Origin of the sequence: Enterobacter cloacae complex sp. GF14B (genome assembly GCF_004136805.1) — a bacterium.
Lineage (GTDB): Bacteria > Pseudomonadota > Gammaproteobacteria > Enterobacterales > Enterobacteriaceae > Enterobacter > Enterobacter hormaechei_C.
Window position 1 is genome coordinate 58,059 of the sequence record NZ_QFRV01000011.1, and the last position, 22,937, is coordinate 80,995.

At 54.2% G+C, this 22,937-nt stretch carries 25 protein-coding genes; 16 read left to right on the top strand and 9 right to left on the bottom strand.

Features of this window, described 5'->3' with window-relative positions; translation table 11 throughout:
- Window positions 1–17: 17 nt before the first annotated feature.
- Both tdh and kbl read right to left on the bottom strand, forming a co-directional pair.
- Complete coding sequence (tdh, locus tag DD606_RS06210) at window positions 18–1,046, bottom strand: L-threonine 3-dehydrogenase (protein WP_017383610.1); 1,029 nt, start codon at window positions 1,044–1,046, stop codon at window positions 18–20.
- A 9-nt stretch (window positions 1,047–1,055) separates the two neighbouring features.
- Complete coding sequence (gene kbl, locus DD606_RS06215) at window positions 1,056–2,252, bottom strand: glycine C-acetyltransferase (RefSeq protein WP_048243321.1); 1,197 nt, start codon at window positions 2,250–2,252, stop codon at window positions 1,056–1,058.
- A gap of 213 nt (window positions 2,253–2,465) precedes the next feature.
- On the opposite strand from kbl, the gene rfaD reads away from it, so the two are divergent.
- Genes rfaD through DD606_RS06245 form a run of 6 tightly spaced genes read left to right on the top strand, consistent with a single transcriptional unit; the run spans window position 2,466 to window position 8,651 of the window.
- On the top strand, window positions 2,466–3,398 hold the full coding sequence (rfaD, locus tag DD606_RS06220) for an ADP-glyceromanno-heptose 6-epimerase (protein WP_003860858.1): 933 nt from the start codon (window positions 2,466–2,468) through the stop codon (window positions 3,396–3,398).
- A 2-nt stretch (window positions 3,399–3,400) separates the two neighbouring features.
- Window positions 3,401–4,447: an ADP-heptose--LPS heptosyltransferase RfaF gene (rfaF, locus tag DD606_RS06225; RefSeq protein ID WP_003860863.1), complete on the top strand. Its 1,047-nt coding sequence runs from the start codon at window positions 3,401–3,403 to the stop codon at window positions 4,445–4,447.
- A 3-nt stretch (window positions 4,448–4,450) separates the two neighbouring features.
- Window positions 4,451–5,434, top strand: a complete 984-nt coding sequence (rfaC, locus tag DD606_RS06230; protein WP_022646632.1) for a lipopolysaccharide heptosyltransferase RfaC — start codon at window positions 4,451–4,453, stop codon at window positions 5,432–5,434.
- Between the two features lie 3 nt (window positions 5,435–5,437).
- On the top strand, window positions 5,438–6,547 hold the full coding sequence (locus DD606_RS06235) for a glycosyltransferase family 9 protein (protein ID WP_022650153.1): 1,110 nt from the start codon (window positions 5,438–5,440) through the stop codon (window positions 6,545–6,547).
- A gap of 5 nt (window positions 6,548–6,552) precedes the next feature.
- Window positions 6,553–7,452: a glycosyltransferase family 2 protein gene (locus DD606_RS06240; protein ID WP_023315171.1), complete on the top strand. Its 900-nt coding sequence runs from the start codon at window positions 6,553–6,555 to the stop codon at window positions 7,450–7,452.
- On the top strand, window positions 7,440–8,651 hold the full coding sequence (locus DD606_RS06245; RefSeq protein ID WP_023315170.1) for an O-antigen ligase: 1,212 nt from the start codon (window positions 7,440–7,442) through the stop codon (window positions 8,649–8,651). The genes DD606_RS06240 and DD606_RS06245 overlap by 13 nt, the downstream gene beginning before the upstream one ends.
- A gap of 26 nt (window positions 8,652–8,677) precedes the next feature.
- Here DD606_RS06245 and DD606_RS06250 read toward each other — a convergent pair whose 3' ends face one another.
- Window positions 8,678–9,631: a polysaccharide deacetylase family protein gene (locus tag DD606_RS06250; RefSeq protein ID WP_045346022.1), complete on the bottom strand. Its 954-nt coding sequence runs from the start codon at window positions 9,629–9,631 to the stop codon at window positions 8,678–8,680.
- Between the two features lie 150 nt (window positions 9,632–9,781).
- On the opposite strand from DD606_RS06250, the gene rfaQ reads away from it, so the two are divergent.
- The 7 genes from rfaQ (at window position 9,782) to coaD (ending at window position 16,674) form a co-directional block, all read left to right on the top strand.
- Window positions 9,782–10,852, top strand: a complete 1,071-nt coding sequence (rfaQ, locus tag DD606_RS06255; RefSeq protein ID WP_003860870.1) for a putative lipopolysaccharide heptosyltransferase III — start codon at window positions 9,782–9,784, stop codon at window positions 10,850–10,852.
- The gene (locus DD606_RS06260) at window positions 10,849–11,976 is read left to right on the top strand and encodes a glycosyltransferase family 4 protein (RefSeq protein ID WP_023315168.1); all 1,128 of its coding nucleotides are present in this window, start codon (window positions 10,849–10,851) and stop codon (window positions 11,974–11,976) included. The genes rfaQ and DD606_RS06260 overlap by 4 nt, the downstream gene beginning before the upstream one ends.
- Window positions 11,977–11,978: 2 nt before the next feature.
- Window positions 11,979–13,079, top strand: coding sequence for a glycosyltransferase (locus DD606_RS06265; RefSeq protein WP_022650148.1), 1,101 nt, complete (start codon window positions 11,979–11,981; stop codon window positions 13,077–13,079).
- Window positions 13,080–13,090: 11 nt separating this feature from the next.
- Window positions 13,091–14,080, top strand: coding sequence for a glycosyltransferase (locus tag DD606_RS06270; RefSeq protein WP_022650147.1), 990 nt, complete (start codon window positions 13,091–13,093; stop codon window positions 14,078–14,080).
- Between the two features lie 66 nt (window positions 14,081–14,146).
- The gene (waaA, locus tag DD606_RS06275; protein ID WP_003860874.1) at window positions 14,147–15,421 is read left to right on the top strand and encodes a lipid IV(A) 3-deoxy-D-manno-octulosonic acid transferase; all 1,275 of its coding nucleotides are present in this window, start codon (window positions 14,147–14,149) and stop codon (window positions 15,419–15,421) included.
- Window positions 15,421–16,191 (top strand): glycosyltransferase family 2 protein, encoded by a 771-nt coding sequence (locus DD606_RS06280; RefSeq protein WP_129258362.1) that lies wholly within the window; start codon window positions 15,421–15,423, stop codon window positions 16,189–16,191. Before waaA ends, DD606_RS06280 begins: the two co-directional genes overlap by 1 nt.
- 3 nt (window positions 16,192–16,194) lie before the next feature.
- Window positions 16,195–16,674 carry a pantetheine-phosphate adenylyltransferase gene (gene coaD / locus DD606_RS06285; RefSeq protein ID WP_015570040.1) on the top strand — a complete coding sequence of 160 codons (480 nt, stop codon included), beginning with the start codon at window positions 16,195–16,197 and terminating at the stop codon, window positions 16,672–16,674.
- A 2-nt stretch (window positions 16,675–16,676) separates the two neighbouring features.
- Here coaD and mutM read toward each other — a convergent pair whose 3' ends face one another.
- The 4 genes from mutM to radC all read right to left on the bottom strand — a co-directional run bounded on the left by mutM (window position 16,677) and on the right by radC (window position 18,868).
- Window positions 16,677–17,486 carry a bifunctional DNA-formamidopyrimidine glycosylase/DNA-(apurinic or apyrimidinic site) lyase gene (gene mutM / locus DD606_RS06290; protein ID WP_003860879.1) on the bottom strand — a complete coding sequence of 270 codons (810 nt, stop codon included), beginning with the start codon at window positions 17,484–17,486 and terminating at the stop codon, window positions 16,677–16,679.
- 72 nt (window positions 17,487–17,558) lie between these two features.
- Window positions 17,559–17,726: a 50S ribosomal protein L33 gene (gene rpmG, locus DD606_RS06295; protein ID WP_003024094.1), complete on the bottom strand. Its 168-nt coding sequence runs from the start codon at window positions 17,724–17,726 to the stop codon at window positions 17,559–17,561.
- Window positions 17,727–17,748: 22 nt separating this feature from the next.
- On the bottom strand, window positions 17,749–17,985 hold the full coding sequence (rpmB, locus tag DD606_RS06300; RefSeq protein WP_002436699.1) for a 50S ribosomal protein L28: 237 nt from the start codon (window positions 17,983–17,985) through the stop codon (window positions 17,749–17,751).
- 217 nt (window positions 17,986–18,202) lie between these two features.
- Entirely contained in the window at window positions 18,203–18,868 is a 666-nt protein-coding gene (radC, locus tag DD606_RS06305; protein ID WP_006812419.1) for a DNA repair protein RadC, read from the bottom strand.
- A gap of 173 nt (window positions 18,869–19,041) precedes the next feature.
- Between radC and coaBC the strand changes: the two genes are divergently transcribed.
- The 3 genes from coaBC to slmA all read left to right on the top strand — a co-directional run bounded on the left by coaBC (window position 19,042) and on the right by slmA (window position 21,407).
- Window positions 19,042–20,253: a bifunctional phosphopantothenoylcysteine decarboxylase/phosphopantothenate--cysteine ligase CoaBC gene (gene coaBC / locus DD606_RS06310; protein WP_170227491.1), complete on the top strand. Its 1,212-nt coding sequence runs from the start codon at window positions 19,042–19,044 to the stop codon at window positions 20,251–20,253.
- Window positions 20,231–20,689, top strand: coding sequence for a dUTP diphosphatase (gene dut / locus DD606_RS06315; RefSeq protein ID WP_015570042.1), 459 nt, complete (start codon window positions 20,231–20,233; stop codon window positions 20,687–20,689). The genes coaBC and dut overlap by 23 nt, the downstream gene beginning before the upstream one ends.
- Window positions 20,690–20,810: 121 nt before the next feature.
- On the top strand, window positions 20,811–21,407 hold the full coding sequence (gene slmA / locus DD606_RS06320; protein WP_003860901.1) for a nucleoid occlusion factor SlmA: 597 nt from the start codon (window positions 20,811–20,813) through the stop codon (window positions 21,405–21,407).
- Between the two features lie 82 nt (window positions 21,408–21,489).
- Here the strand turns inward: slmA and pyrE are convergent, their stop codons facing one another.
- Window positions 21,490–22,131: an orotate phosphoribosyltransferase gene (gene pyrE / locus DD606_RS06325; protein WP_003860903.1), complete on the bottom strand. Its 642-nt coding sequence runs from the start codon at window positions 22,129–22,131 to the stop codon at window positions 21,490–21,492.
- Window positions 22,132–22,197: 66 nt separating this feature from the next.
- A complete protein-coding gene (rph, locus tag DD606_RS06330) occupies window positions 22,198–22,914 on the bottom strand; it encodes a ribonuclease PH (protein WP_015570044.1) in 717 nt (238 codons plus the stop codon).
- Window positions 22,915–22,937 lie beyond the last annotated feature (23 nt).

A 22,937-nucleotide genomic window follows, 5' to 3' on the forward strand; every position in this document is an offset into this window, starting at 1 on the left:
CGCTGGCCCCTTTTTCATTATTTATCCCAGCTAAGGATCACTTTCCCTGACTGGCCGGAACGCATCGCGTCAAAGCCCTGCTGGAACTCATCGATGGAGAAACGGTGAGTGATAATCGGGGACAGATCCAGACCAGACTGGATCAGCGCGGCCATCTTGTACCAGGTCTCAAACATCTCGCGGCCATAGATGCCCTTAATGAATAGCCCCTTGAAGATGACTTTGTTCCAGTCGATGGACATATCTGACGGCGGAATACCCAGCATCGCGATACGACCACCGTGGTTCATGGTGTCGAGCATGGTGCGGAACGCGGGTGGCGCGCCGGACATCTCCAGACCCACGTCAAAGCCTTCGGTCATGCCCAGCTCTTCCATCACGTCGGTCAGGCTCTCTTTCGAGACATCCACCGCGCGGGTGACGCCCATTTTGCGCGCCAGCGACAGGCGGTATTCGTTCACGTCGGTGATCACCACGTTGCGCGCACCCACATGCTTCGCCACGGCTGCCGCCATAATGCCGATGGGGCCTGCGCCGGAGACCAGCACGTCTTCCCCCACCAGGTCGAAGGAGAGCGCCGTATGTACCGCGTTGCCGAACGGGTCGAAGATGGAGGCCAGATCGTCAGAGATATTGTCCGGGATTTTGAACGCGTTAAACGCCGGGATCACCAGGTATTCCGCGAAGCAGCCCGGACGGTTCACGCCCACGCCGACGGTGTTGCGGCACAGGTGGGTACGCCCACCGCGACAGTTGCGGCAGTGACCACAGGTAATGTGGCCTTCACCGGAGACGCGGTCGCCAATGTTGAAGCCTTTCACTTCCTGGCCGATGCCGACTACTTCGCCGACATATTCGTGGCCGACTACCATTGGCACGGGAATAGTTTTTTGCGACCACTGGTCCCAGTTGTAGATGTGAACGTCAGTACCGCAGATGGCGGTTTTACGAATTTTGATCAGCAGATCGTTATGACCGACTTCCGGCTCCGGTACGTCGGTCATCCAAATCCCTTCTTCCGCTTTCAGTTTGGATAACGCTTTCATCACACGTCCTCAGGCAATTACGCCCAGCTGTTTGCCGATGCGGGTAAAGGCTTCCACCGCACGTTCAATTTGTTCAGGCGAGTGCGCCGCAGACATCTGGGTGCGGATACGCGCCTGACCTTTTGGTACCACCGGGAAGAAGAACCCGGTCACGTAAATCCCTTCTTTCTGAAGCTCACGAGCAAATTTCTGCGCGACAACCGCGTCGCCCAGCATCACCGGAATGATCGCGTGATCGGCACCGGCCAGGGTGAATCCTGCGGCACTCATTTTTTCACGGAACAGGCGGGCGTTAGCCCACAGGCGGTCGCGCAGCTCAGCGCCGGATTCCACCATCTCCAGCACTTTAATAGAGGCAGCCACAATCGCCGGTGCCAGGGAGTTGGAGAACAGGTACGGGCGGGAGCGCTGACGCAGCCACTCAACCACCTCTTTACGCGCAGCGGTATAACCGCCAGACGCGCCGCCGAGCGCTTTGCCCAGCGTACCGGTGATGATGTCCACGCGGCCCATTACGTCGCAGTATTCGTGGGAGCCGCGGCCGTTTTCGCCGACAAAGCCAACCGCGTGAGAGTCATCCACCATCACCAGCGCGTCGTATTTATCCGCCAGATCGCACACGCCCTTCAGGTTGGCGATCACGCCATCCATGGAGAACACGCCGTCGGTGGCGATCAGCACGTGGCGGGCACCCGCTTCACGGGCCTCTTTCAGGCGGGCTTCCAGCTCAACCATGTCGTTGTTGGCGTAGCGGAAACGCTTCGCTTTACACAGGCGAACACCGTCGATGATGGAGGCGTGGTTCAGGGCGTCGGAGATAATCGCATCTTCTGCGCCGAGCAGGGTTTCAAACAGACCGCCGTTGGCGTCGAAGCAGGATGAGTACAGAATCGCGTCTTCCATTCCGAGGAAGTTCGCCAGCTTTTGCTCAAGCTGCTTGTGGCTGTCCTGGGTACCGCAGATAAAGCGAACGGAGGCCATACCGAAACCGTGGGTGTCCATGCCGCTTTTCGCCGCGGCAATCAGCTCAGGGTGATTCGCAAGACCTAAGTAGTTGTTCGCGCAAAAGTTGATCACATGGCTGCCGTCGGCAACGGTGATGTCCGCCTGCTGGGCAGACGTGATAATACGCTCTTCTTTGAACAACCCTTCCGCACGTGCGGTCTCGAGGTCGCTGTTTAACTGTTTGTAAAAATCACCACGCATTGCAATTCTCCAGACTCGGCAAATTTTGGCACATATTACCCAAACCAATAGTTCATGACGAGATGACGCAGTATCTCTTCTCGTTTTTGCAGCATAAATCACGCGTACCCCTGCTGCATATCGGTGAATGGCTGAAGCCTGAGCATTGTGATGATATGATAAAGAGATTAGCGTTCGGGATATTCCCCGACTCATACTTCAAAGGTTACAGTTATGATCATCGTTACTGGCGGCGCGGGCTTTATCGGCAGCAATATTGTTAAGGCCCTCAATGACAAAGGCATCACCGACATTCTGGTGGTGGACAACCTGAAAGACGGCACCAAGTTCGTGAACCTGGTGGATCTGAACATCGCTGACTACATGGATAAAGAAGACTTCCTTATCCAGATTATGGCGGGTGAAGAGTTCGGCGAGATCGAAGCCATCTTCCACGAAGGTGCATGCTCCTCCACCACCGAGTGGGACGGCAAGTACATGATGGATAACAACTATCAGTACTCCAAAGAGCTCCTGCACTACTGCCTGGAGCGTGAAATTCCGTTCCTGTACGCCTCTTCCGCGGCAACCTACGGTGGTCGCACTTCAGATTTCATCGAATCCCGCGAATATGAGCAGCCGCTGAACGTCTACGGTTACTCCAAATTCCTGTTTGATGAGTACGTGCGTCAGATCCTGCCTGAAGCGAACTCGCAAATTGTCGGCTTCCGCTACTTCAACGTCTACGGGCCGCGCGAAGGCCACAAAGGCAGCATGGCGAGCGTGGCGTTCCACCTGAACACCCAGTTAAATAACGGCGAAAGCCCGAAACTGTTCGAAGGCAGCGACGGCTTCAAGCGTGACTTCGTCTACGTGGGCGACGTGGCGGCAGTGAACCTGTGGTTCCTGGAAAATGGCGTGTCCGGCATTTTCAACCTGGGCACCGGCCGCGCGGAATCCTTCCAGGCGGTGGCAGACGCGACGCTGGCGTACCATAAGAAAGGCAGCATCGAGTACATTCCATTCCCGGATAAGCTGAAAGGCCGCTACCAGGCATTCACTCAGGCGGATCTGACTAACCTGCGCGCCGCAGGCTACGACAAGCCGTTCAAGACCGTTGCCGAAGGCGTAACGGAATATATGGCCTGGCTGAACCGCGACGCATAAGTATGAAAATTCTGGTGATCGGCCCGTCATGGGTGGGCGACATGATGATGTCGCAAAGTCTCTATCGCACGCTCAAGGCGCGTTATCCCCAGGCGATAATCGACGTGATGGCACCCGCATGGTGCCGTCCGCTGTTATCGCGTATGCCGGAAGTGAACGAGGCGATCCCGATGCCGCTCGGCCACGGGGCGCTGGAAATCGGTGAACGCCGCAAACTCGGCCACAGCCTGCGCGAGAAACGCTATGACCGCGCCTACGTGCTACCTAACTCCTTCAAATCTGCCCTTGTGCCCTTCTTTGCGGGCATCCCGCATCGTACCGGCTGGCGCGGTGAAATGCGCTACGGCCTGCTGAACGATGCTCGTGTGCTGGATAAAGAGGCCTGGCCGCTGATGGTCGAGCGCTACGTGGCGCTGGCCTACGACAAAGGCGTGATGCGCAGCGCGAAAGATCTGCCGCAGCCGCTGCTGTGGCCGCAGCTCCAGGTAAGCGATGGGGAGAAATCCCACACCTGTAACGCATTTGGCATTTCGTCCGAACGCCCGATGATTGGGTTCTGCCCTGGCGCGGAGTTTGGTCCGGCAAAACGCTGGCCGCACTATCACTATGCAGAGCTGGCGAAACAGCTTATCGATGAAGGCTATCAGATTGTGCTGTTTGGCTCGGCGAAAGATCATGAGGCGGGCAATGAAATTCTCGCCACGCTCAGTACCGAGCAACAGGCCTGGTGCCGAAACCTGGCCGGGGAAACGCAGCTCGAGCAGGCGGTTATTTTGATTGCCGCCTGTAAAGCCGTGGTGACGAACGACTCCGGTTTAATGCACGTCGCCGCCGCGCTGGATCGTCCCCTGGTTGCGCTGTATGGCCCAAGCAGCCCGGACTTCACGCCGCCGCTGTCGCACAAGGCGCGCGTGATCCGTTTAATCACCGGCTACCACAAGGTGCGTAAAGGCGATGCCGCAGAAGGCTATCATCAGAGCCTGATCGACATCACGCCGCAGCGCGTCCTTGAAGAACTCAACGCATTGCTGTTGAGCGAAGAAGGATAACGGATGCGGGTATTGATCGTTAAAACCTCCTCAATGGGTGATGTTCTGCATACGCTGCCGTCGCTGACGGACGCCATGCGGGCCATTCCCGGCATCCGTTTTGACTGGGTGGTGGAAGAAGGCTTCGCGCAGATCCCCACCTGGCATGAAGCGGTTGATCGCGTGATCCCGGTGGCCATTCGCCGCTGGCGCAAAGCGTGGTTCTCCGCACCGATTAAAGCCGAACGCAAAGCCTTCCGCGAAGCGGTGCAGGCCCGGCGTTACGACGCGATCGTCGACGCCCAGGGGCTGGTGAAAAGCGCCGCGCTGGTCACGCGTCTGGCGCACGGCGTAAAGCACGGCATGGACTGGCAAACCGCCCGCGAACCGCTGGCGAGCCTGTTCTATAACCGTCGACACCATATTGCGAAACAACAGCACGCCGTGGAGCGCACCCGCGAGCTGTTCGCGAAAAGCCTGGGCTATGCAAAACCTGAAGCCCAGGGTGACTACGCTATTGCACAGCATTTTTTGCGCGAGACGGAGGAGCATGCCGAGCCGTATCTGGTGTTCCTGCATGCCACAACGCGCGACGATAAGCACTGGCCGGAAACGCACTGGCGAAGGCTGATTGAACTAATGCAACCTTGCGGTATCCATATTAAACTCCCGTGGGGCGCTGAACATGAGCGTCAGCGTGCGGAGCGTCTGGCAGCCGGTTTTTCCCATGTCGAGGTGTTACCCAAACTCACGCTGGCGCAAGTTGCCGCACAGCTGGCGGGCGCAAACGCCGTCGTTTCTGTGGATACAGGGTTAAGCCATTTAACCGCCGCACTGGATCGACCTAATATCACGATTTTCGGCCCGACCGATCCGGGGTTGATCGGGGGTTACGGTAAAAACCAGCATCAGATGGTCAGCCCTACGCAACAAACGAAGGATATTAGCGCAGATGCTATTTTTTCATTTTTACAGGGCAGCCATCGGCTTTCCAACAGGGATATTTAACCCATGAGTTATGTATTTCTGCTGATTTTACTCTTTCCGGTGAAACTCATCCGGAAGCTGTTTCGAAAGGACACGGGCAAGAACCTTGTCATTCAAACAGCCAAAATCGGTGACTTTATTAATGCGACGCCTCTTCTGGCCTGGCTGCAAAAAAGCGATGTGTTGATCAGTCGCAGCGTTGGTGCGCTGGCGAAGCATGATGAGACTATCGAGCAGATCTATTTTATTGAGCAGCATAAGCGCAACCTGTGGCGTAAACTGTGCTTCGCGTGCAGGATCATGAACCGCTACGACAACGTCTACCTGCTACAGCCCAACAGCGTGAACCTCTTTTTTGCCGCCGTCTGCAATGCCAAAAACAAACAATTTTTAAGCATTTACACGCGCAGGTGGTATCACGGGATTTTCTATCTCGCGGCCGACGGTACCGTTGAGCATGGCAAAAAAACGCTTTCGGTGACGAACTACCTGAAACTGGCCGACCGCTCGCTCACATGGCAAGACTCTCCCAAGCACGCCACAAAGCCGCTCTTCAAGCCGACGACCTGGCCGGCTATTCTTGATAAACCTGACGTTATCCGCATCGGCATCAGTATTGCGGCAGGCAATAAAGCCAAAACCGTCCCTCCGGTTATCTGGAAGCGGATTGTTGATCAACTCGCTGATTTACCCTGCGAGTTTTATGTCTTCGGCGCGCCAAACGAACAGTCGTGGATGGATGATATCACCCGCCTTTACGGTGAAATCCCTAATTTTATTAATCTTATTGGCAAAATTTCGCTAGAAGAGCTTCCCTGGGCCATTTCAAAGATGGACTGCTATATCGCGTCTGACTCGGGGAATGTCTATATCGCAGACGCCGTCGGCGTGCCGGTGGTCCTGCTGTTTGGACCGTGTTGTCATTACGAACAGCGTCCGCTTGGCAATGTGATGCTGATCGGGAATGACGACAACATTTGTTCTTATGTGTTTGAAACGCGCTATTACTTCCCGCAAGAACGGGAAGCGCTATTCTCTGTCACTGACTCCGCGTTACACGATCTTCAGCAGTTTGTCCGTACATTACCCAAAGCCCGCTCACTGGCTAGCGCTACCGACGCTCAAGGAAACTAATTTTTATGGCTTTTTTAAGCGTCATTATTGCTGCGCATAACGCTGAAGCTACGCTGCACGCCACGCTTTCAAGCCTGCTGGCAGCAATCGGTCAGGACACTGAAGTCATTATTTTCAATGACAGTTCTGAGGATGCCACGCAGGCAATAATTGAAGAGTGGTCGCCGAAATTTCCTCAGATCATCACGCGCACCGTGAACTTTCGTAACGTAGGCCGGGTACGAAACAGCGCTGTCGCGCTGGCATCGGGAGAGTATATTACGATGCTCGACAGTGACGATTGCTTAAAGCCGGGCAGCCTCGGGGACGCAATGACCTTTCTAAAAGCGCAACGTCCGGACATGTTACTGACACGTTTGCTTGAGATTCGCGATCCCCGGAAAATGACTTCAGACTGGCAGGGATTTAATCCTGTGCCATTGCCACGAAATGAAGCAGTCGCTCGTTTCTTACGCCATAAAGACTTTCAGGCACATCTCATTGGCCAGTTTATTCATCGTAGCCTGTACGAGAGTAACCCTATTCCTCCGATGTTATGTTATGAGGATTTCGCTGTCTTCCCTGGAATGCTGATGCAATCGAACAAAATAGTCTATCAACGCCAGGGGCATTATTATTACATCAAGCGTCGCGACAGTTTGTCGAGCACTCTGGACGCCAGCAAAATTTCAACGCTTGTCGAATGCACGTTACAGATGGAAAGAACATTTCCGTCAAGCTACAAGCATCTCGTCAATTGCCACTGGTTTGATATTTACAGCAACCATCGGTCCTGTCTTACAGACCAACAATTGCAGCTCGTGAAACAACGCGTAAAGGCCATGTATACATTGTCTTTTTTCCTCTCCACCGATGTTCGTTTTAGCTATAAAAAAAGGGTTATTGAGGCATTATGGAAAAAATAAAACCACGGCTCTATCAACTGACGATCGCTTTGAGCCTCATCTCTTTGATACTGGCTTTAGTCAGTTCAGGGAAGCAAAGAGAGTTTTTCTATATTGCTATTTACGTCAGTATTATTGGCCTGGCTTTCGAATATAAAAAAATCACTCTGCGACCTTTTACTATAGCGCTGCCCATTCTGCTGATTGGATTACTTAACCTCGGCTGGTATTTACTCTATGAGTATCATAACGAGGGACTCAACCTTTACAGCGACTATCTCGGTGCCAGCAAAAAATTAATTTTAGCGAGTGTCCTGATTTTCTATATTGACCGCTTTAAGTTTTATATCGATAAGGACACCTTCAGGAAATTTTTCTTCTTCGCAACGGCCTTAGGGTTTGTGCTCGCCACAGGGTATGGCTTGTGGCAGGCCTCACAAGGTATGACTCGCGTTGAGATGGCAATTAACCGTGCCACCGTTTCAGCCTATGTTTATTCTGTCCTGTCACTGGCTTTCGTATACAGTCTTTACCTTCAACAGAACGTGAAGCTGTATGTTGTTGCGGGCTTCACTATATTAATCTCTTACTTCGTCATACTGTTGACGGGGACCCGTGCTGCGATGGGTTTATATCTGCTTCTGGCAATTGTGCTCACGCTTTATCATTTCAGAAAGATTCATCTTAAATCCGCCCTCATCTTTCTATGCATTGTTGCAGGCGTTGTAATCGTTAGCTACAAGCCATTGATTTCGCCGAAAATTAAACAAACCCAACGTGAGGTTGAACGTTATCAACAAGGTTTTGACCGCACGTCATTGGGCGCACGTTTTTCGATGTGGACTGTCGGGATCGAGAATGGTCTTGCGCATCCGTTAGGGCAATCGCTGGAACAGCGTGAAGCGTGGACGCGGCAGTATATTAAAGACGGACATCCGCACCTTGGCAGTGCACTCGAATACATCAAAGTCCATCTGCATAATGAATTTATTGAGAAATACTCTTTGCAGGGGATCCCCGGCGTAGCGGTAATGCTCTTTTTCTTCGTTTCGATGATTGCGTATGCCCTACGAAACAGAAACGCGCTGCTGCTAACGTCAATGCTTCTTTTGCTTTTGTATGGACTGACGGATGTCATACTGCTCAGTTCAGAAGCCTTAATCTTCTTTATGATTTTGTTTGCGTTAAGTACACCTTTCTCACAAACAAAGCAGCAATAATAAATATGCCCGCCTGGCGGGCATAACTATTTTTTGTACTGGTAAAACTCCGCAAGCGTCATCCCCACGGTCTTATCTGATAACCAGGTAAAGAGCTGCTCCAGATCCTGATACAGTCCCTCAATCGCGGCCTGGTCTTTAAAAGTAGGGCTGCCGCCAGGCATAAATTCCGACGAATGCAGCATGAACTCTACGTAGTCATTCCCCTGAGCCAGGCACTGCTGCGCAACCTTAATCATCTCCTGCGCGTTACCGCCGGACGGGCGTAACCAGTTAACTGACGGAGAACGGTATTTACCGCGCAGACGATCGTAACCCTGCTTCAGGGAATTCAGCCATGCCGGGTGTTTATACTGGATACTCATCGGCACTTCGAGGAGAGGGCTGTTTCCCGGCCGGGAAATGTCGTCTACGTCCAAAAAATAGGCGCGATCGGGAAAATGCTGGTAATTCGTTCCGCCATTACCCTGCGGGGCACCTTTCGCGTTGCGCCAGTTCACGCGCGGCGTAACGGAACAATCTACCTGATACCCCAGCTCAATCAGCAACCGGGCGTAACGGCTGTCGAATGCCCAGCGCCCGGCGCGATGGCTGAGCATTTTTGTCTGGAAAGTCTCTTCCAGTAAGCGGGTCATGAACAGCACTTTCTCACGCATGACCTCGTCTGAAAACTCAATCAGATAAGGCTGCCAGCGCCAGTCATCACCGGTCAGATCGTGCTCCGGAGGGCTATTCCAGGCATGGAGATGCATTCCCACCTCACCCTGGCCGCGGGCTATGACCTCTTTCGCGAACTCAATGAATACCGGTTCGACGGCCATCTCGTAGTTGGTCAGCCAGACGGGCTTAAAGCCGAAGCGTTCACAAAGCGCCTGAAACCGCGCCAGGTAGCGCGCGTTTTCCGTTTTGATCATCCGGTGGTTCTGCCAGAGATTATCCCCTTCGGTATCGATCGTGATGATAAACGCTGGTTTTTTCATAATAAGTCCGCAAGACAAAATAGTTAGCGCTATGTTACGCACGCCCGAAAGCAGGAGTAAACCCTTCCAGGGAAATTCCTGACATTATGGAGAAAGAGTGCAAGTCGTTACCAGGTCTATTAGAATTGCCAATAGTACAACGCCGATAAGATGATGATGAATAACTTACCTGACACGCCTGATTTGCGCATTTTACTGATCAAACTTCGCCATCATGGCGACATGTTACTCACCACCCCCGTCATCAATTCATTACGCCAGAAATGGCCTGAAGCCCAAATCGACGTGCTTCTCTATGAAGAGACGCGAGACATGCTCGCCGCGCATCCGGCAATCGGGACGATCTATGGTATCGATCGTAAATGGAAGCAGCTGGGGACGCTGAAGCACCTGCAAAAAGAGTGGCAGTTGCTTCGTGCTTTACGCGCTCAGCATTATCATCTGGTGATCAATCTTGCCGATCAGTGGCGCAGCGCGATTGTTACCCGCTTCACCGGCGCACCGGTTCGGCTCGGGTTCGCTTTTAACAAGCGCAAGAATGCCTTCTGGCGTTTTTGTCACAGTGAACTGGTCTCGGTCGCCAGCCATCAGTCGCTGCACACCGTTGAACAAAATCTCTCCATACTGTCAGCGCTGCCGGTAATGGCCAACCCTACCGTCACCATGGCTTACAGCGCGGATGACTGGCGCCATGCTCACCAAAAGCTGACACAAAAAGGCGTGGGAGACCGCTACATCGTTATTCAACCCACGTCACGCTGGTTCTTTAAGTGCTGGGACGAAGGCAAAATGGCGCAAACTATCGCCGCGTTGCAGCAGGACGGCCACACTATCGTCCTTACGGCGGGACCGGATAAGAAAGAGCTGGCGATGATTGACCGCATTCTTGCCGCCTCCCCGCAGACGGGTGTTGTATCGCTGGCAGGGCAGTTAACCCTGCGCCAGCTGGCCTCGCTAATCGATCACGCGATCCTGTTCATTGGCGTTGACTCCGTACCCATGCACATGGCCGCCGCCCTTCAGACGCCCTGCGTGGCGCTGTTTGGCCCGTCAAAATTGACGTTCTGGTCGCCATGGCAGGTTAACGGCGAGGTCATCTGGGCAGGTAACTACGGCCCGCTTCCCAACCCTGACGCCATTGATACAAAAACGACGGAACGTTATCTCGACGCCATCCCCGTTGATGCTGTCGTCTCCGCCGCAAGGAGATACCTGCAATGAAGCTTCATCGTCTGGCCATTGTGCGCCAAAAATATCGTCCGGATGGAGGAGCAGAACGTTTTGTCTCCAGGGCACTTACCGCGCTGAGCAATCAAAATCTTGAGCTCAACGTCATCACCCGCGAGTGGCAGGGCGAAAAGCAGGACGACTGGCATATTCATATTTGCGATCCACGAAAGTGGGGCCGCATCAGCCGTGAGCGCGGCTTTGCACACGCCGCACGCGCGCTGTGGCAGCAACAGCAGTTTGATATTGTCCAGAGCCACGAACGTATTCCGGGCTGCGATATTTACCGCGCCGGGGATGGTGTACATCGACGCTGGCTGCTACAGCGTACGCGTATTCTTCCCGCCTGGCGTGCGAAGCTGCTTATGCACGATCGTTATCACCGCTACGTGATGAACGCAGAACGTGAAATGTACCAGGCTCCCGAGTTGAAAGCCGTTATCTGTAATGCGGAGATGATCAAACGCGAAATCGTCGAAGACTTTGATATTGACGCAAAAAAGATACATGTGATTTATAATTCAATAGATTCCAGCCGCTTCGTTCCGGCAGAAGAGAGACAACGCGCTGTACTGCGTCAGCAATTTGGCTTACCCGCTGATGCCGTCATTTTCTGCTTCGTGGGTTCAGGGTTTGAACGCAAGGGGCTGGCAAGCGCTATTCGGGCTATAGCAGGAACATCGGCATGGCTGGTTGTGGTCGGTCAGGATAAAGCGGAAAGCCGTTATCGCGACCTCGCCCGTTCATTAGGCTGTGAGGGGCAAATCCGTTTCCTGGGGATGCAAAAAGAGACGCTGCCATTTTATCAGCTTTCTGATGGTTTACTGCTGCCGACGCTGTATGATCCTTTCCCTAACGTCATACTTGAAGCAATGGCCTGTGGATTGCCCGTCATTACGTCAGAGAGTTGCGGTGGTTCAGAATTTATTGAGCAAGGCCAGAACGGGTTTTACTGTGATGCACTTGATATCCACACATTGAAGGAGGCCGTCATGTCCATCCCTTCACTGGAAAAAAATAATAATATGGGGCTTGCGGCGCGTGAACGCGTCAGAGAAGCAACCCCTGAAAAACTGTCAAGTCAGCTTATTTCGCTTTATCAAAAATTACTGGATTAATAATGCGCATCCTAATGATTATTGATGGTTTACCCGGTGGAGGAGCCGAAAAAACGGTTCTCACCCTCTCCAGCGGACTGACAGAACTGGGGCATCAGGTCACCCTTTTCTCCTTACGGAAGGTGTGCGACTACGCCATTCCGGAAGGCATCGATTTTCAGATTGTGCAGGATACCTGTAAAAAACCCTGGCGGAAGCTGACCGAGATCCCGCGTCGCGCCCGTTTGCTGGATCGCGCCATCGAGAAGGCAGAACGCAGCGGTAAATTTGACGTCGTGTTCTCGCATCTGCATAAAACCGACCGTATCGTGGCGCACAGCCGCGTGCTGGATCGGGATAAGGTCTGGTTCTGCGTTCACGGGATGTTCTCCTTCTCCTATTTGCGCCATCGCAGCGGGCTTTCTCGCTGGTTTAAGCATTATAAAATTCGGCATACCTATGAAAACCGCAACGTGGTGGCGGTTTCCGGCGCCGTGCTGCACGACCTCTCTGAAGTACTCGCGATCCCCCTGCGGCGCAAAGCGGTTATCCATAACCCCTTTGATATCCCTGAAATTCAGCGTCTGGCGGAAGCGCCCTTTGAGATGCAGGGGCAGGATTACATTATCCACGTTGGCCGTTTTCATGAACACAAACGTCACGACCGGCTGCTGCGGGCGTTTGCGCTGAGCAAGATCGACGCATCGCTGGTGTTGATGGGCAAAGGTTCTGACGCGAAAATAAACCAGCTCAAACAGCTTGCCGCTAAGCTGGGAATTGAAAACAAGATCGTCTTCCGCCCGTTCGAAACCAACCCCTACCCGTGGATCAAAGGGGCACGCCTTTTAGTGTTAAGTTCCGACTGCGAAGGTTTTGGTAATGTACTGGTAGAGTCCATTATCTGTCAGACCCCACCGGTGAGTACAAACTGCCCTGGCGGTCCTGCTGAGATCCTTACTGGCCCCCTGGCGCGAGGTCTGACAGCGTTAACCGACGAATCACTGGCGAAAACACTGGCAGAATTGTATGCCTCTCCGCCAGTTGTTGATCGCGAAACGATCGCATCGTTCGGTATTAACGCCATTTGCCAGCAATACATTGCTTTGGTCGACAACCAAAAATAATCAGGTTTCATATGCAAAATTCAGCGCCTTTATTAAGCGTGGTGGTTGCCGTTTATAACGGTGAAGCTTTTCTCGATCAGTTCTTTACCTGCCTTGTAAATCAACACATCGACAGTATGGAAGTCATCATCGTGAATGACGGCTCCACTGACCGCTCGATGCAGATTGTCGAAAAATGGCGCGAAAAGCTGCCACAGATGCGGGTTATTGAACAACCTAATCAGGGCGTGTCCATCGCGCGTAATACCGGCCTGGCGGTTGCGACCGGGCAGTATCTCTCTTTCCCGGATATTGATGATGTCTTCAAACCCGGCATGTACCAGCGTCTGCTGGATATGGCCGTCACGCAGAACCTGGATGTCGCCACCTGCAATGGCAACTACGTCTGGGAAAATAACAAAAAACCGTCTCGCCCTATCTTCCCTGAAGATAAGCTCGCCTCAACGGGCGTCATGAATGGTGCGGCATGGTTAAAAAAGGCGCTGGATTCACGTAAGTTCCTGCATGTGACCTGGCTGAATATCTATCGTCACGATTTTATTCGTCAGCACGGCTTCCGTTTCGAGCCTGGCCTGCGCCATCAGGATATTCCGTGGACGACTGAGGTGCTGCTTGCCGCGGAACGCGTTCAGTACACCAGCGAACGCTTTTACGACTACTACATTCACTCCGCCTCGGTATCGCACACCCCGGATAATGACGACACGCTGATTCGCTCTGCGCGCCATTACATGAAGATACTGAAGATGCTTGATGCCATTAACCAGCGCTACCCGGATAAAGTGAAAAATATCCCGGCCTGCCACTGGCAAATCGCCAAAGAGGGTCTGGGAATTATTCATACCTTCGACAACATGAAGGATGAGGCGAAGAAAGCAATGATAATCAAAGAGTTCTTCGACACCGGGATCTGGAAGCTCATCTGGAAAAGTGCCAAAAGCCCGCGTTTGCGCTGGCGCCTGGGCCGACGCTACTTCCGTTTAAAACGGTATCTGGCATAAGAGATAGCTTTAGCACGCTTAAATGCTTAGAATTTCCCGGCCGAAACTAAAAAAACGGATAATCGCTTGGAATTGTTGTATACCGCCCTGCTCTACATCATTCAGCCACTGGTTTGGCTGCGACTGTTGCTTCGTAGCCGTAAAGCGCCTGCGTACCGTAAACGCTGGGCCGAACGCTATGGCTACTGCCGCAATAAAGTGGCGCCGGACGGTATTCTGCTGCATTCCGTGTCAGTCGGGGAAACGCTGGCCGCCATTCCACTGGTGCGTGCCCTGCGCCACCGTTATCCGTCACTGCCCATCACCGTCACCACGATGACGCCAACCGGCTCAGAGCGCGTGATGTCTGCCTTCGGTAAAGACGTGCATCACGTCTACCTGCCGTACGATCTCCCCTGCGCCATGAACCGTTTCCTGAATACCGTGCGCCCTAAACTGGTGATCGTCATGGAAACCGAACTGTGGCCGAATATGATTTCCGCCCTGCATGCCCGTAAAATTCCTTTGGTTATCGCCAACGCGCGTCTGTCGGAACGCTCGGCTAAAGGGTACGGCAAGCTGGGTAAATTTATGCGTCGCCTGCTCAGCAAAATCACGCTGATCGCCGCGCAGAACGAAGAAGATGCCGCGCGCTTTATCGCCCTAGGTCTGAAGCGCAACCAGCTTGCGGTCACGGGTAGCCTGAAGTTCGATATTTCCGTCACCCCTGAACTCGCCGCCCGTGCGGTAACGCTGCGTCGTCAGTGGGCGCCGCGTCGCCAGGTCTGGATTGCCACCAGCACCCATGACGGCGAAGAAGCCATTATCCTTCAGGCTCACCGCCAGCTGCTGGAAAAATTCCCTGATTTACTGCTGATTCTGGTTCCTCGCCATCCGGAGCGTTTTAAAGATGCCCGCGAGATGGTGCAAAAAGGCGGTTTCAGCTTTACCCTGCGCAGCAGCGGCGAAATCCCCTCTGGCAGCACGCAGGTGGTGATTGGCGATACGATGGGCGAACTGATGCTGCTGTACGGCATTGCAGACCTCGCCTTTGTTGGAGGTAGCCTGGTGGAGCGAGGTGGTCATAACCCGCTGGAGCCGGCAGCCCACGCCATTCCCGTGCTGATGGGTCCACACACGTTTAACTTCAAAGATATCTGCGCGAAATTGCAGCAAGCCGATGGCTTAATCACCGTGACCGATGCGGACTCGGTGGTCAAAGAGGTCTCAACCCTTCTGACTGACGAAGATTACCGCCTGTGGTACGGTCGTCACGCCGTTGAAGTCCTGCATCAGAACCAGGGCGCACTGACCCGTCTGCTGCAACTTCTGCAACCTTATCTGCCGCAGCGGAGCCACTAATGTCAACGCGTCTGTCGGTCGTGATGATCGCCAAAAACGCCGCCGACCTGCTTCCGGATTGCCTGGCCTCTGTTGCCTGGGCTGACGAAATCGTCATTCTCGACTCCGGAAGTACGGACAATACGGCGGACGTTGCCCGTGCAGCCGGGGCAAAAGTCTTTACCGACACCGACTGGCAGGGCTACGGTACTCAGCGTCAGCGTGCGCAGGGTTACGCCACGGGCGATTACGTGTTGATGATCGATACCGATGAGCGCGTCACCCCAGAACTCCGACAGGCCATTCAAACGGTGCTTGCCGCGCCACAGCCTGGCGCGGTCTACAGTATCGCGCGTCGTAACTATTTCCTGGGCCGCTTTATGCGCCACAGCGGCTGGTACCCCGACCGCGTGATGCGCCTCTATGCCCGCGAGCGTTATCAGTACAACGATAACCTGGTCCATGAGTCTCTGGCCTGCGATAACGCTCAGGTCATCCCCCTGACGGGCGATCTGCTTCATCTGACCTGCCGCGATTTCGCCAGCTTCCAGCGTAAACAGCTGAACTATGCCACCGCCTGGGCACAGGAGCGGCATGCGCGCGGCAAGAAGGCCACGCTGACCGGCATCTTCACCCACACGCTGGGCGCGTTTCTGAAAACGCTGCTGCTGCGTGGCGGCGTGCTGGACGGCAAACAGGGCTGGTTACTGGCCGTAGTGAATGCCCAGTATACTTTTAACAAATACACCGAGCTGTGGGCGCTGAACCGCGGCTACTCAGAGAAAACGTGAGCCATGAGCACAAAAGCGATTTATCCGGGTACCTTCGATCCGATCACTAACGGTCATCTTGATATCATCACCCGTGCGGCGTGTATGTTCGACAAGGTGATTCTGGCCATTGCCGCCAGCCCGAGCAAAAAGCCGATGTTCGACCTGAACGAACGCGTGCAGCTTGCCACCGATGCGATTTCGCATCTGTCGAATGTTGAGGTCGTCGGATTCAGCGACTTGATGGCAAACTTTGCCCGTGACCGGCAGGCCAATATCCTGATCCGCGGTCTTCGCGCGGTAGCAGACTTCGAATATGAGATGCAGCTGGCACACATGAACCGCCATCTGATGCCGGAGCTGGAGAGCGTATTCCTGATGCCCTCCAAAGAGTGGTCCTTCATCTCTTCTTCGCTGGTGAAAGAGGTGGCGCGCCATCACGGGGACGTTACCCACTTCCTGCCGGTTAACGTCCACCAGGCGTTGATGGAAAAGCTAAAGTAACCCTACTTCTGGCACTGACGGCAGTAAAACGTGGCGCGCTGAGCGTGCTTCGTGGCAATAATCGGCGTCCCGCAGGCTCTGCACGGCTCACCCTTACGGCCATAAACCTGCAACTCCTGCGCAAAATAACCCGGCTTCCCGTCGCTTTGCAGGAAATCCTTCAGCGTCGTCCCGCCCTGCTCAATTGAGCGCAGCAGTACCGCTTTAATAACCCTGACCAGCAGTTCGCACTCCTGCGCCGACAGCGAGGAGGCCAGCCGATCGGGATGGATCCCGGCGGCAAACAACGATTCGCTGGCGTAGATATTCCCCACGCCCACCACCAGCTTGTTATCCATCAGCCAGGGTTTAATCGGGGTTTTCTTTTTCGCGCACTTCTCTTTGAGATAATCTGCGTTAAACGCCTCTGAGAGCGGCTCAGGTCCGAGATGCGCCAGCACGTTGTGTCCTTCCAGCTCTTTGGTCCACAGCCATGCGCCAAAGCGACGCGGGTCGGTGTAACGCAGCACTTTGCCGTTACTCATCACCAGATCAACGTGGTCGTGCTTTTCCGCAGGCAACTCTTCGGTAAGAATACGCAGGCTTCCCGACATGCCCAGATGGATAATGATCCAGCCGTCAGGCAGCTCCAGCAGCAGGTATTTCGCGCGGCGCTGCACGCTCAGGACGGGTTTGTCACTTAACGCGTGGATCTCATCGGACACCGGCCAGCGCAGACGCCCGTTGCGAACGACAGCATGAAGAATAGTCGCGCCAACCAGATGGGGCTCAATGCCGCGGCGGCTGGTCTCTACCTCAGGTAATTCAGGCATGGTTCCTCCGTTGAGATGCAGAATGCAAAAAACCCCGCAGTTGCGGGGTTTTTCAATACAAGGAGACTAAAATTATTTGATTTTAGCTTCTTTGTACAGTACGTGCTGGCGTACAACTGGATCGAATTTTTTCAGTTCCAGTTTTTCCGGCTTAGTACGTTTGTTCTTCGTGGTGGTGTAGAAGTGACCTGTACCAGCAGAAGAAACCAGCTTGATTTTCTCGCGAATACCTTTAGCCATGATTTATTTCCTCTTTAAGTACTTAGTACTTTTCGCCACGGGCACGCAGTTCGGACAGAACTGTATCGATGCCTTTCTTATCGATTACACGCATACCTTTAGCAGATACGCGCAGGGTGACAAAACGCTTCTCGCTCTCAACCCAGAAACGGTGAGAGTGCAGGTTCGGCAGGAAACGGCGTTTAGTCGCGTTCAGTGCGTGGGAACGGTTGTTACCGGTCACCGGACGCTTGCCAGTAACTTGGCAGACTCGGGACATGTCTATTCTCCAAAAATCAAATTAGCTCGAGCTTCGTATGGGGTATCGGCGCCTCGTCAGGCTTTACAGCCCGGTCATCGCATAGTTCTATTGAACTCTCGATTGCCAGGCCCAAATGCCAAACCCGAGATTCTCAAAGGTGGCGTAGTATACGCTGACTCGGCGGTGTGCTCAAGTCCCGAACAGACAAAGATCCCGATGGATCGCGAGAAAAGGCCTAAATCCAGCCACGTTCGGCAAAAGAAATGTACTCTCCGCGGCCAATTATCAGATGGTCCAGCACACGAATGTCCATGAATTGACAGCATTTGATAATACGTTCGGTAATTGCTTTGTCAGCTCTGCTTGGTTCTGCACAGCCAGAGGGGTGATTATGCGCGAGGATCACGCCGGCTGCATTCACTTTTATCGCTTCCCGCACAATTTCACGCGGATGCACCTCAACGTGGCTCAATGTTCCCGAAAAAAGGCGGGTATGTTTCAGTACCCGGTTTTTGTTGTCGAGAAAGATCACCATAAAGATCTCCCGCTCCAGATCGGAGAGCTGGCTTTGCAGAAATTCGCGGGTCATGTCGGGGGTGAGGATCGGGTCTTCTTCCTCCATACGCACGTTGTAAAATCGCCGGGCCAGCTCGGCAATGCCCCGCAACTGGGCATATTTCGCCACGCCAATGCCCTCAACGTGCGTAAACGCCTCCAGCTCAGCGGTCAGCAATCCATACAGTGAACCGAAATGGTCTATCAGTTCTTTCGCCAGCGTAAATACCGTTTTCCCCGGCGTGCCTGTGCGTAAAAAGAGCGCCAGCAGCTCGTCGTCCTTTAACAACGTGACGCCATGACGCAGCATTTTTTCACGCGGTAGCAGCAGTTCAGTCTCTTCCATGCCTGGCCTCCTTCTGTTTGCCATTATGCTGCCACAGGCAAATTCGGGGTTCGATGCTGGCATTTCGTTCTTGCGTAACGCCTCGCAAAGTGAATTAAGGACATCATCACCCCGTTTTAGGGATTGTGATAAAATGCCCGCTCTCTGGTGAAACCCAACAGGAAAGAATCATGATGAGCCTGGCCGGTAAAAAAATCGTTCTTGGCGTCAGCGGCGGTATTGCTGCCTATAAAACGCCAGACCTGGTGCGCCGTTTGCGCGAGCGCGGGGCCGACGTACGGGTCGCGATCACCGAAGGCGGCAAAGCCTTTATCACCCCACTGAGCCTGCAAGCCGTCTCGGGATACCCGGTATCCGACAGCCTTCTCGACCCGGCGGCCGAAGCCGCAATGGGCCACATTGAGCTGGGGAAATGGGCCGATCTGGTTATCCTTGCCCCCGCCACGGCAGATTTAATTGCCCGCCTGGCAGCCGGTATGGCGAACGATCTGGTAACGACCATTTGCCTCGCCACGCCTGCGCCCGTCGCGGTTGTGCCCGCAATGAACCAGCAGATGTACCGCAACGCCGCTACCCAGCACAATCTGGACACGCTGGGCTCGCGCGGCCTGCTGATTTGGGGACCGGACAGCGGCAGCCAGGCCTGCGGCGACGTGGGGCCAGGGCGTATGCTCGACCCATTAACGATTGTTGATATGGCCGCCGCCCATTTCTCGCCTGTCAACGATCTGCAACATCTCAACATCATGATTACCGCGGGCCCCACGCGCGAGCCGCTGGATCCGGTGCGTTACATCACCAACCACAGCTCCGGCAAAATGGGCTTTGCGATTGCTGCCGCGGCAGCCAAACGCGGCGCGAACGTCACGCTGGTGAGCGGCCCGGTGTCGCTTACCACCCCTGCGTTTGTGCAGCGTATTGATGTGACGACCGCGCTGGAAATGAACGCCGCCGTACAGGCACATGCTCAACAGCAGCATATTTTTATCGGCTGTGCGGCCGTCGCTGATTACCGCGCCGAAACTATTGCTGACGCCAAAATTAAAAAGCAAGGCGATGAATTAACAATAAAAATGGTGAAGAACCCGGATATCGTTGCCGGTGTCGCCGCACTGAAAACTCATCGTCCTTACGTTGTTGGGTTTGCCGCAGAAACGAATAATGTGGAAGAATATGCCCGGCAAAAACGTACCCGCAAAAACCTCGATTTAATTTGCGCGAACGACGTATCGCTGTCCACGCAAGGATTTAACAGCGACAGCAACGCATTGCACCTTTTCTGGCAGGATGGAGATAAAGTCTTACCGCTTGAGCGCAAAGAACTCCTGGGCCAACACTTACTGGACGAGATCGTTACCCGTTATGATGAAAAAAATCGACGTTAAGATTCTGGACCCGCGCGTTGGCGAGCAATTTCCGCTGCCAACGTATGCCACCTCCGGCTCTGCCGGTCTTGACCTGCGCGCCTGTCTCGATGACGCCGTAGAACTGGCGCCGGGTGCAACGACCCTGATCCCGACCGGGCTGGCGATTCACATTGCTGACCCGTCACTGGCAGCGGTGATCCTGCCGCGCTCTGGCCTGGGCCATAAGCATGGCGTCGTGCTGGGTAACCTGGTCGGCCTGATCGACTCTGACTATCAGGGTCAGCTGATGGTATCCGTATGGAACCGTGGCCAGGACAGCTTCACCATTGAGCCGGGCGAGCGTATCGCGCAGATGGTGTTTGTACCGGTGGTGCAGGCAGAATTTAACCTGGTGGCAGACTTCGACGCTACCGACCGTGGCGAAGGCGGCTTCGGCCATTCCGGGCGCAAATAACCGCCCGACAAACACGCATCTCACAGCGCCATAATGCAATAACAAACCGCAAACGTCAGTTTGCGGGTCGCTGTGTGGTTGCCAGCCTGACAAGTGCTTATTTTCAGGGGTATTTTGTAACATGGCAGAAAAACAAACCGCGAAAAGGAATCGTCGCGAAGAAATACTTCAATCTCTGGCTCTGATGCTTGAATCCAGCGACGGCAGTCAACGCATCACCACCGCAAAACTGGCGGCCTCTGTGGGCGTGTCAGAGGCGGCGCTGTATCGTCATTTCCCGAGCAAAACCCGGATGTTTGACAGCCTGATCGAGTTTATCGAAGACAGCCTGATCACGCGCATCAACCTGATTCTGAAGGATGAAAAAGACACCAGCACGCGTCTGCGTCTGATTGTGCTGCTGATTCTGGGCTTTGGTGAACGTAACCCGGGTCTGACCCGTATTCTGACCGGCCACGCGCTGATGTTTGAACAGGATCGTCTGCAAGGCCGTATAAACCAGCTTTTTGAGCGTATCGAAGCCCAGCTGCGTCAGGTTCTGCGCGAGAAGAAAATGCGGGAAGGCGAGGGATATAATACGGATGAGACCCTGCTGGCAAGCCAGATCCTGGCATTTTGCGAAGGGATGCTCTCCCGGTTTGTGCGCAGCGAGTTTAAATATCGACCAACGGACGATTTTGACGCCCGCTGGCCGTTAGTGGCTGCTCAGTTACAGTAACGCCATCGCCGGATGGCGGCTTCGCCTTATCCGGCCTACGAACGGGTAGGCCCGGTAAGCGCAGCGCCACCGGGCAATTGAATTATACGCCAAACTCTTCGCGGTATTGACGCACCGCCGCCAGATGATCAGCCATCTCAGGCTTCTCTTCCAGATACGCAATCAGATCTTTCAGGGTGATAATCGACGTCACTTTGCAGTTGTAGTCGCGCTCCACTTCCTGAATAGCAGAGATGTCGCCGCGCCCACGCTCCTGACGATCGAGCGAAATCAGCACGCCCGCAAGGGTTGCACCGTTAGCCTGGATTATCTCCATCGATTCACGGATCGCGGTACCTGCGGTGATCACGTCATCCACCAGCATCACGCGGCCCTGCAACGCGCTGCCTACCAGATTGCCGCCTTCACCGTGGGTTTTGGCCTCTTTACGGTTAAAGCAGTACGGTACGTCGCGGTCATGGTGCTCCGCCAGCGCCACCGCCGTGGTGGTTGCGATTGGAATGCCTTTGTACGCGGGGCCAAACAGCAGGTCGAAATCAATCCCGGAATCCACCAGCGCTTCGGCATAGAAGCGGCCTAACAGTGCCAGGTCGCGCCCGGTATTAAACAGCCCGGCGTTGAAGAAATACGGGCTTTTACGCCCGGATTTCAGCGTGAACTCGCCAAACTTAAGTACCTGCTTGTTAAGCGCAAACTCAATAAACTGGCGCTGATACGATTTCATGGATTTGCTCCTTTGTCTTTTCAGTCTTACAGGCAAAAAAAAGGCGACTCATTGGTCGCCTTAAAATCAATTTTCTAACGCCGCTTTCTGCGTCGCTACAATAGATTCGATTCCCCCTCGGGCCAACGCCAGCAAGGTGAGCAGTTCTTCGTGGGTGAATGGCTCGCCTTCTGCCGTACCCTGCACTTCAATGATGCGACCATCTTCGGTCATCACCACGTTCATGTCGGTTTCTGCGGCAGAATCTTCAACGTATTCCAGATCGCAAAGCGCTTCGCCGTTAACGATACCAACGGAGACAGCAGCAACCATCCCTTTCATTGGGTTGGTTTTCAGCTTACCGGCGGCAACCAGCTTGTTCAGGGCGTCTGCCAGCGCCACACAGGCACCGGTAATAGAGGCCGTACGCGTGCCACCATCGGCCTGGATCACGTCGCAGTCCAGCGTGATGGTGAACTCACCCAACGTTTTCAGGTCAACCGCGGCGCGGAGCGCACGCGCGATCAGGCGCTGAATCTCCATAGTACGGCCGCCCTGCTTACCTTTTGCCGCTTCACGGGCATTACGGGTATGGGTTGCGCGCGGCAACATACCGTATTCGGCGGTGATCCACCCCTGGCCCTGACCTTTCAGGAAGCGAGGCACGCCCTCTTCAATGGACGCGGTGCAAAGCACCTTGGTGTCACCAAACTCAACCAGCACGGAGCCTTCAGCGTGTTTTGTATAGTTACGGGTCAGGGTGACGGGACGCACCTGGTTGGCGCTACGACCTGCTGGACGCATGATGGATTCTCCGGCTTGAAACG

Coding starts and splice junctions, on each gene's coding strand:
- tdh (WP_017383610.1), bottom strand. CDS start 1,046: ATGAAAGCGTTATCCAAACTGAAAGCGGAAGAAGGGATTTGGATGACC.
- rph (WP_015570044.1), bottom strand. CDS start 22,914: ATGCGTCCAGCAGGTCGTAGCGCCAACCAGGTGCGTCCCGTCACCCTG.
- rfaQ (WP_003860870.1), top strand. CDS start 9,782: ATGATGATGAATAACTTACCTGACACGCCTGATTTGCGCATTTTACTG.
- rpmB (WP_002436699.1), bottom strand. CDS start 17,985: ATGTCCCGAGTCTGCCAAGTTACTGGCAAGCGTCCGGTGACCGGTAAC.
- radC (WP_006812419.1), bottom strand. CDS start 18,868: ATGGAAGAGACTGAACTGCTGCTACCGCGTGAAAAAATGCTGCGTCAT.
- pyrE (WP_003860903.1), bottom strand. CDS start 22,131: ATGAAATCGTATCAGCGCCAGTTTATTGAGTTTGCGCTTAACAAGCAG.
- DD606_RS06265 (WP_022650148.1), top strand. CDS start 11,979: ATGCGCATCCTAATGATTATTGATGGTTTACCCGGTGGAGGAGCCGAA.
- coaD (WP_015570040.1), top strand. CDS start 16,195: ATGAGCACAAAAGCGATTTATCCGGGTACCTTCGATCCGATCACTAAC.
- DD606_RS06240 (WP_023315171.1), top strand. CDS start 6,553: ATGGCTTTTTTAAGCGTCATTATTGCTGCGCATAACGCTGAAGCTACG.
- rfaD (WP_003860858.1), top strand. CDS start 2,466: ATGATCATCGTTACTGGCGGCGCGGGCTTTATCGGCAGCAATATTGTT.
- mutM (WP_003860879.1), bottom strand. CDS start 17,486: ATGCCTGAATTACCTGAGGTAGAGACCAGCCGCCGCGGCATTGAGCCC.
- DD606_RS06280 (WP_129258362.1), top strand. CDS start 15,421: ATGTCAACGCGTCTGTCGGTCGTGATGATCGCCAAAAACGCCGCCGAC.
- rfaC (WP_022646632.1), top strand. CDS start 4,451: ATGCGGGTATTGATCGTTAAAACCTCCTCAATGGGTGATGTTCTGCAT.
- DD606_RS06260 (WP_023315168.1), top strand. CDS start 10,849: ATGAAGCTTCATCGTCTGGCCATTGTGCGCCAAAAATATCGTCCGGAT.
- DD606_RS06250 (WP_045346022.1), bottom strand. CDS start 9,631: ATGAAAAAACCAGCGTTTATCATCACGATCGATACCGAAGGGGATAAT.
- rpmG (WP_003024094.1), bottom strand. CDS start 17,726: ATGGCTAAAGGTATTCGCGAGAAAATCAAGCTGGTTTCTTCTGCTGGT.
- rfaF (WP_003860863.1), top strand. CDS start 3,401: ATGAAAATTCTGGTGATCGGCCCGTCATGGGTGGGCGACATGATGATG.
- DD606_RS06235 (WP_022650153.1), top strand. CDS start 5,438: ATGAGTTATGTATTTCTGCTGATTTTACTCTTTCCGGTGAAACTCATC.
- slmA (WP_003860901.1), top strand. CDS start 20,811: ATGGCAGAAAAACAAACCGCGAAAAGGAATCGTCGCGAAGAAATACTT.
- dut (WP_015570042.1), top strand. CDS start 20,231: ATGATGAAAAAAATCGACGTTAAGATTCTGGACCCGCGCGTTGGCGAG.
- DD606_RS06270 (WP_022650147.1), top strand. CDS start 13,091: ATGCAAAATTCAGCGCCTTTATTAAGCGTGGTGGTTGCCGTTTATAAC.
- coaBC (WP_170227491.1), top strand. CDS start 19,042: ATGAGCCTGGCCGGTAAAAAAATCGTTCTTGGCGTCAGCGGCGGTATT.
- kbl (WP_048243321.1), bottom strand. CDS start 2,252: ATGCGTGGTGATTTTTACAAACAGTTAAACAGCGACCTCGAGACCGCA.
- DD606_RS06245 (WP_023315170.1), top strand. CDS start 7,440: ATGGAAAAAATAAAACCACGGCTCTATCAACTGACGATCGCTTTGAGC.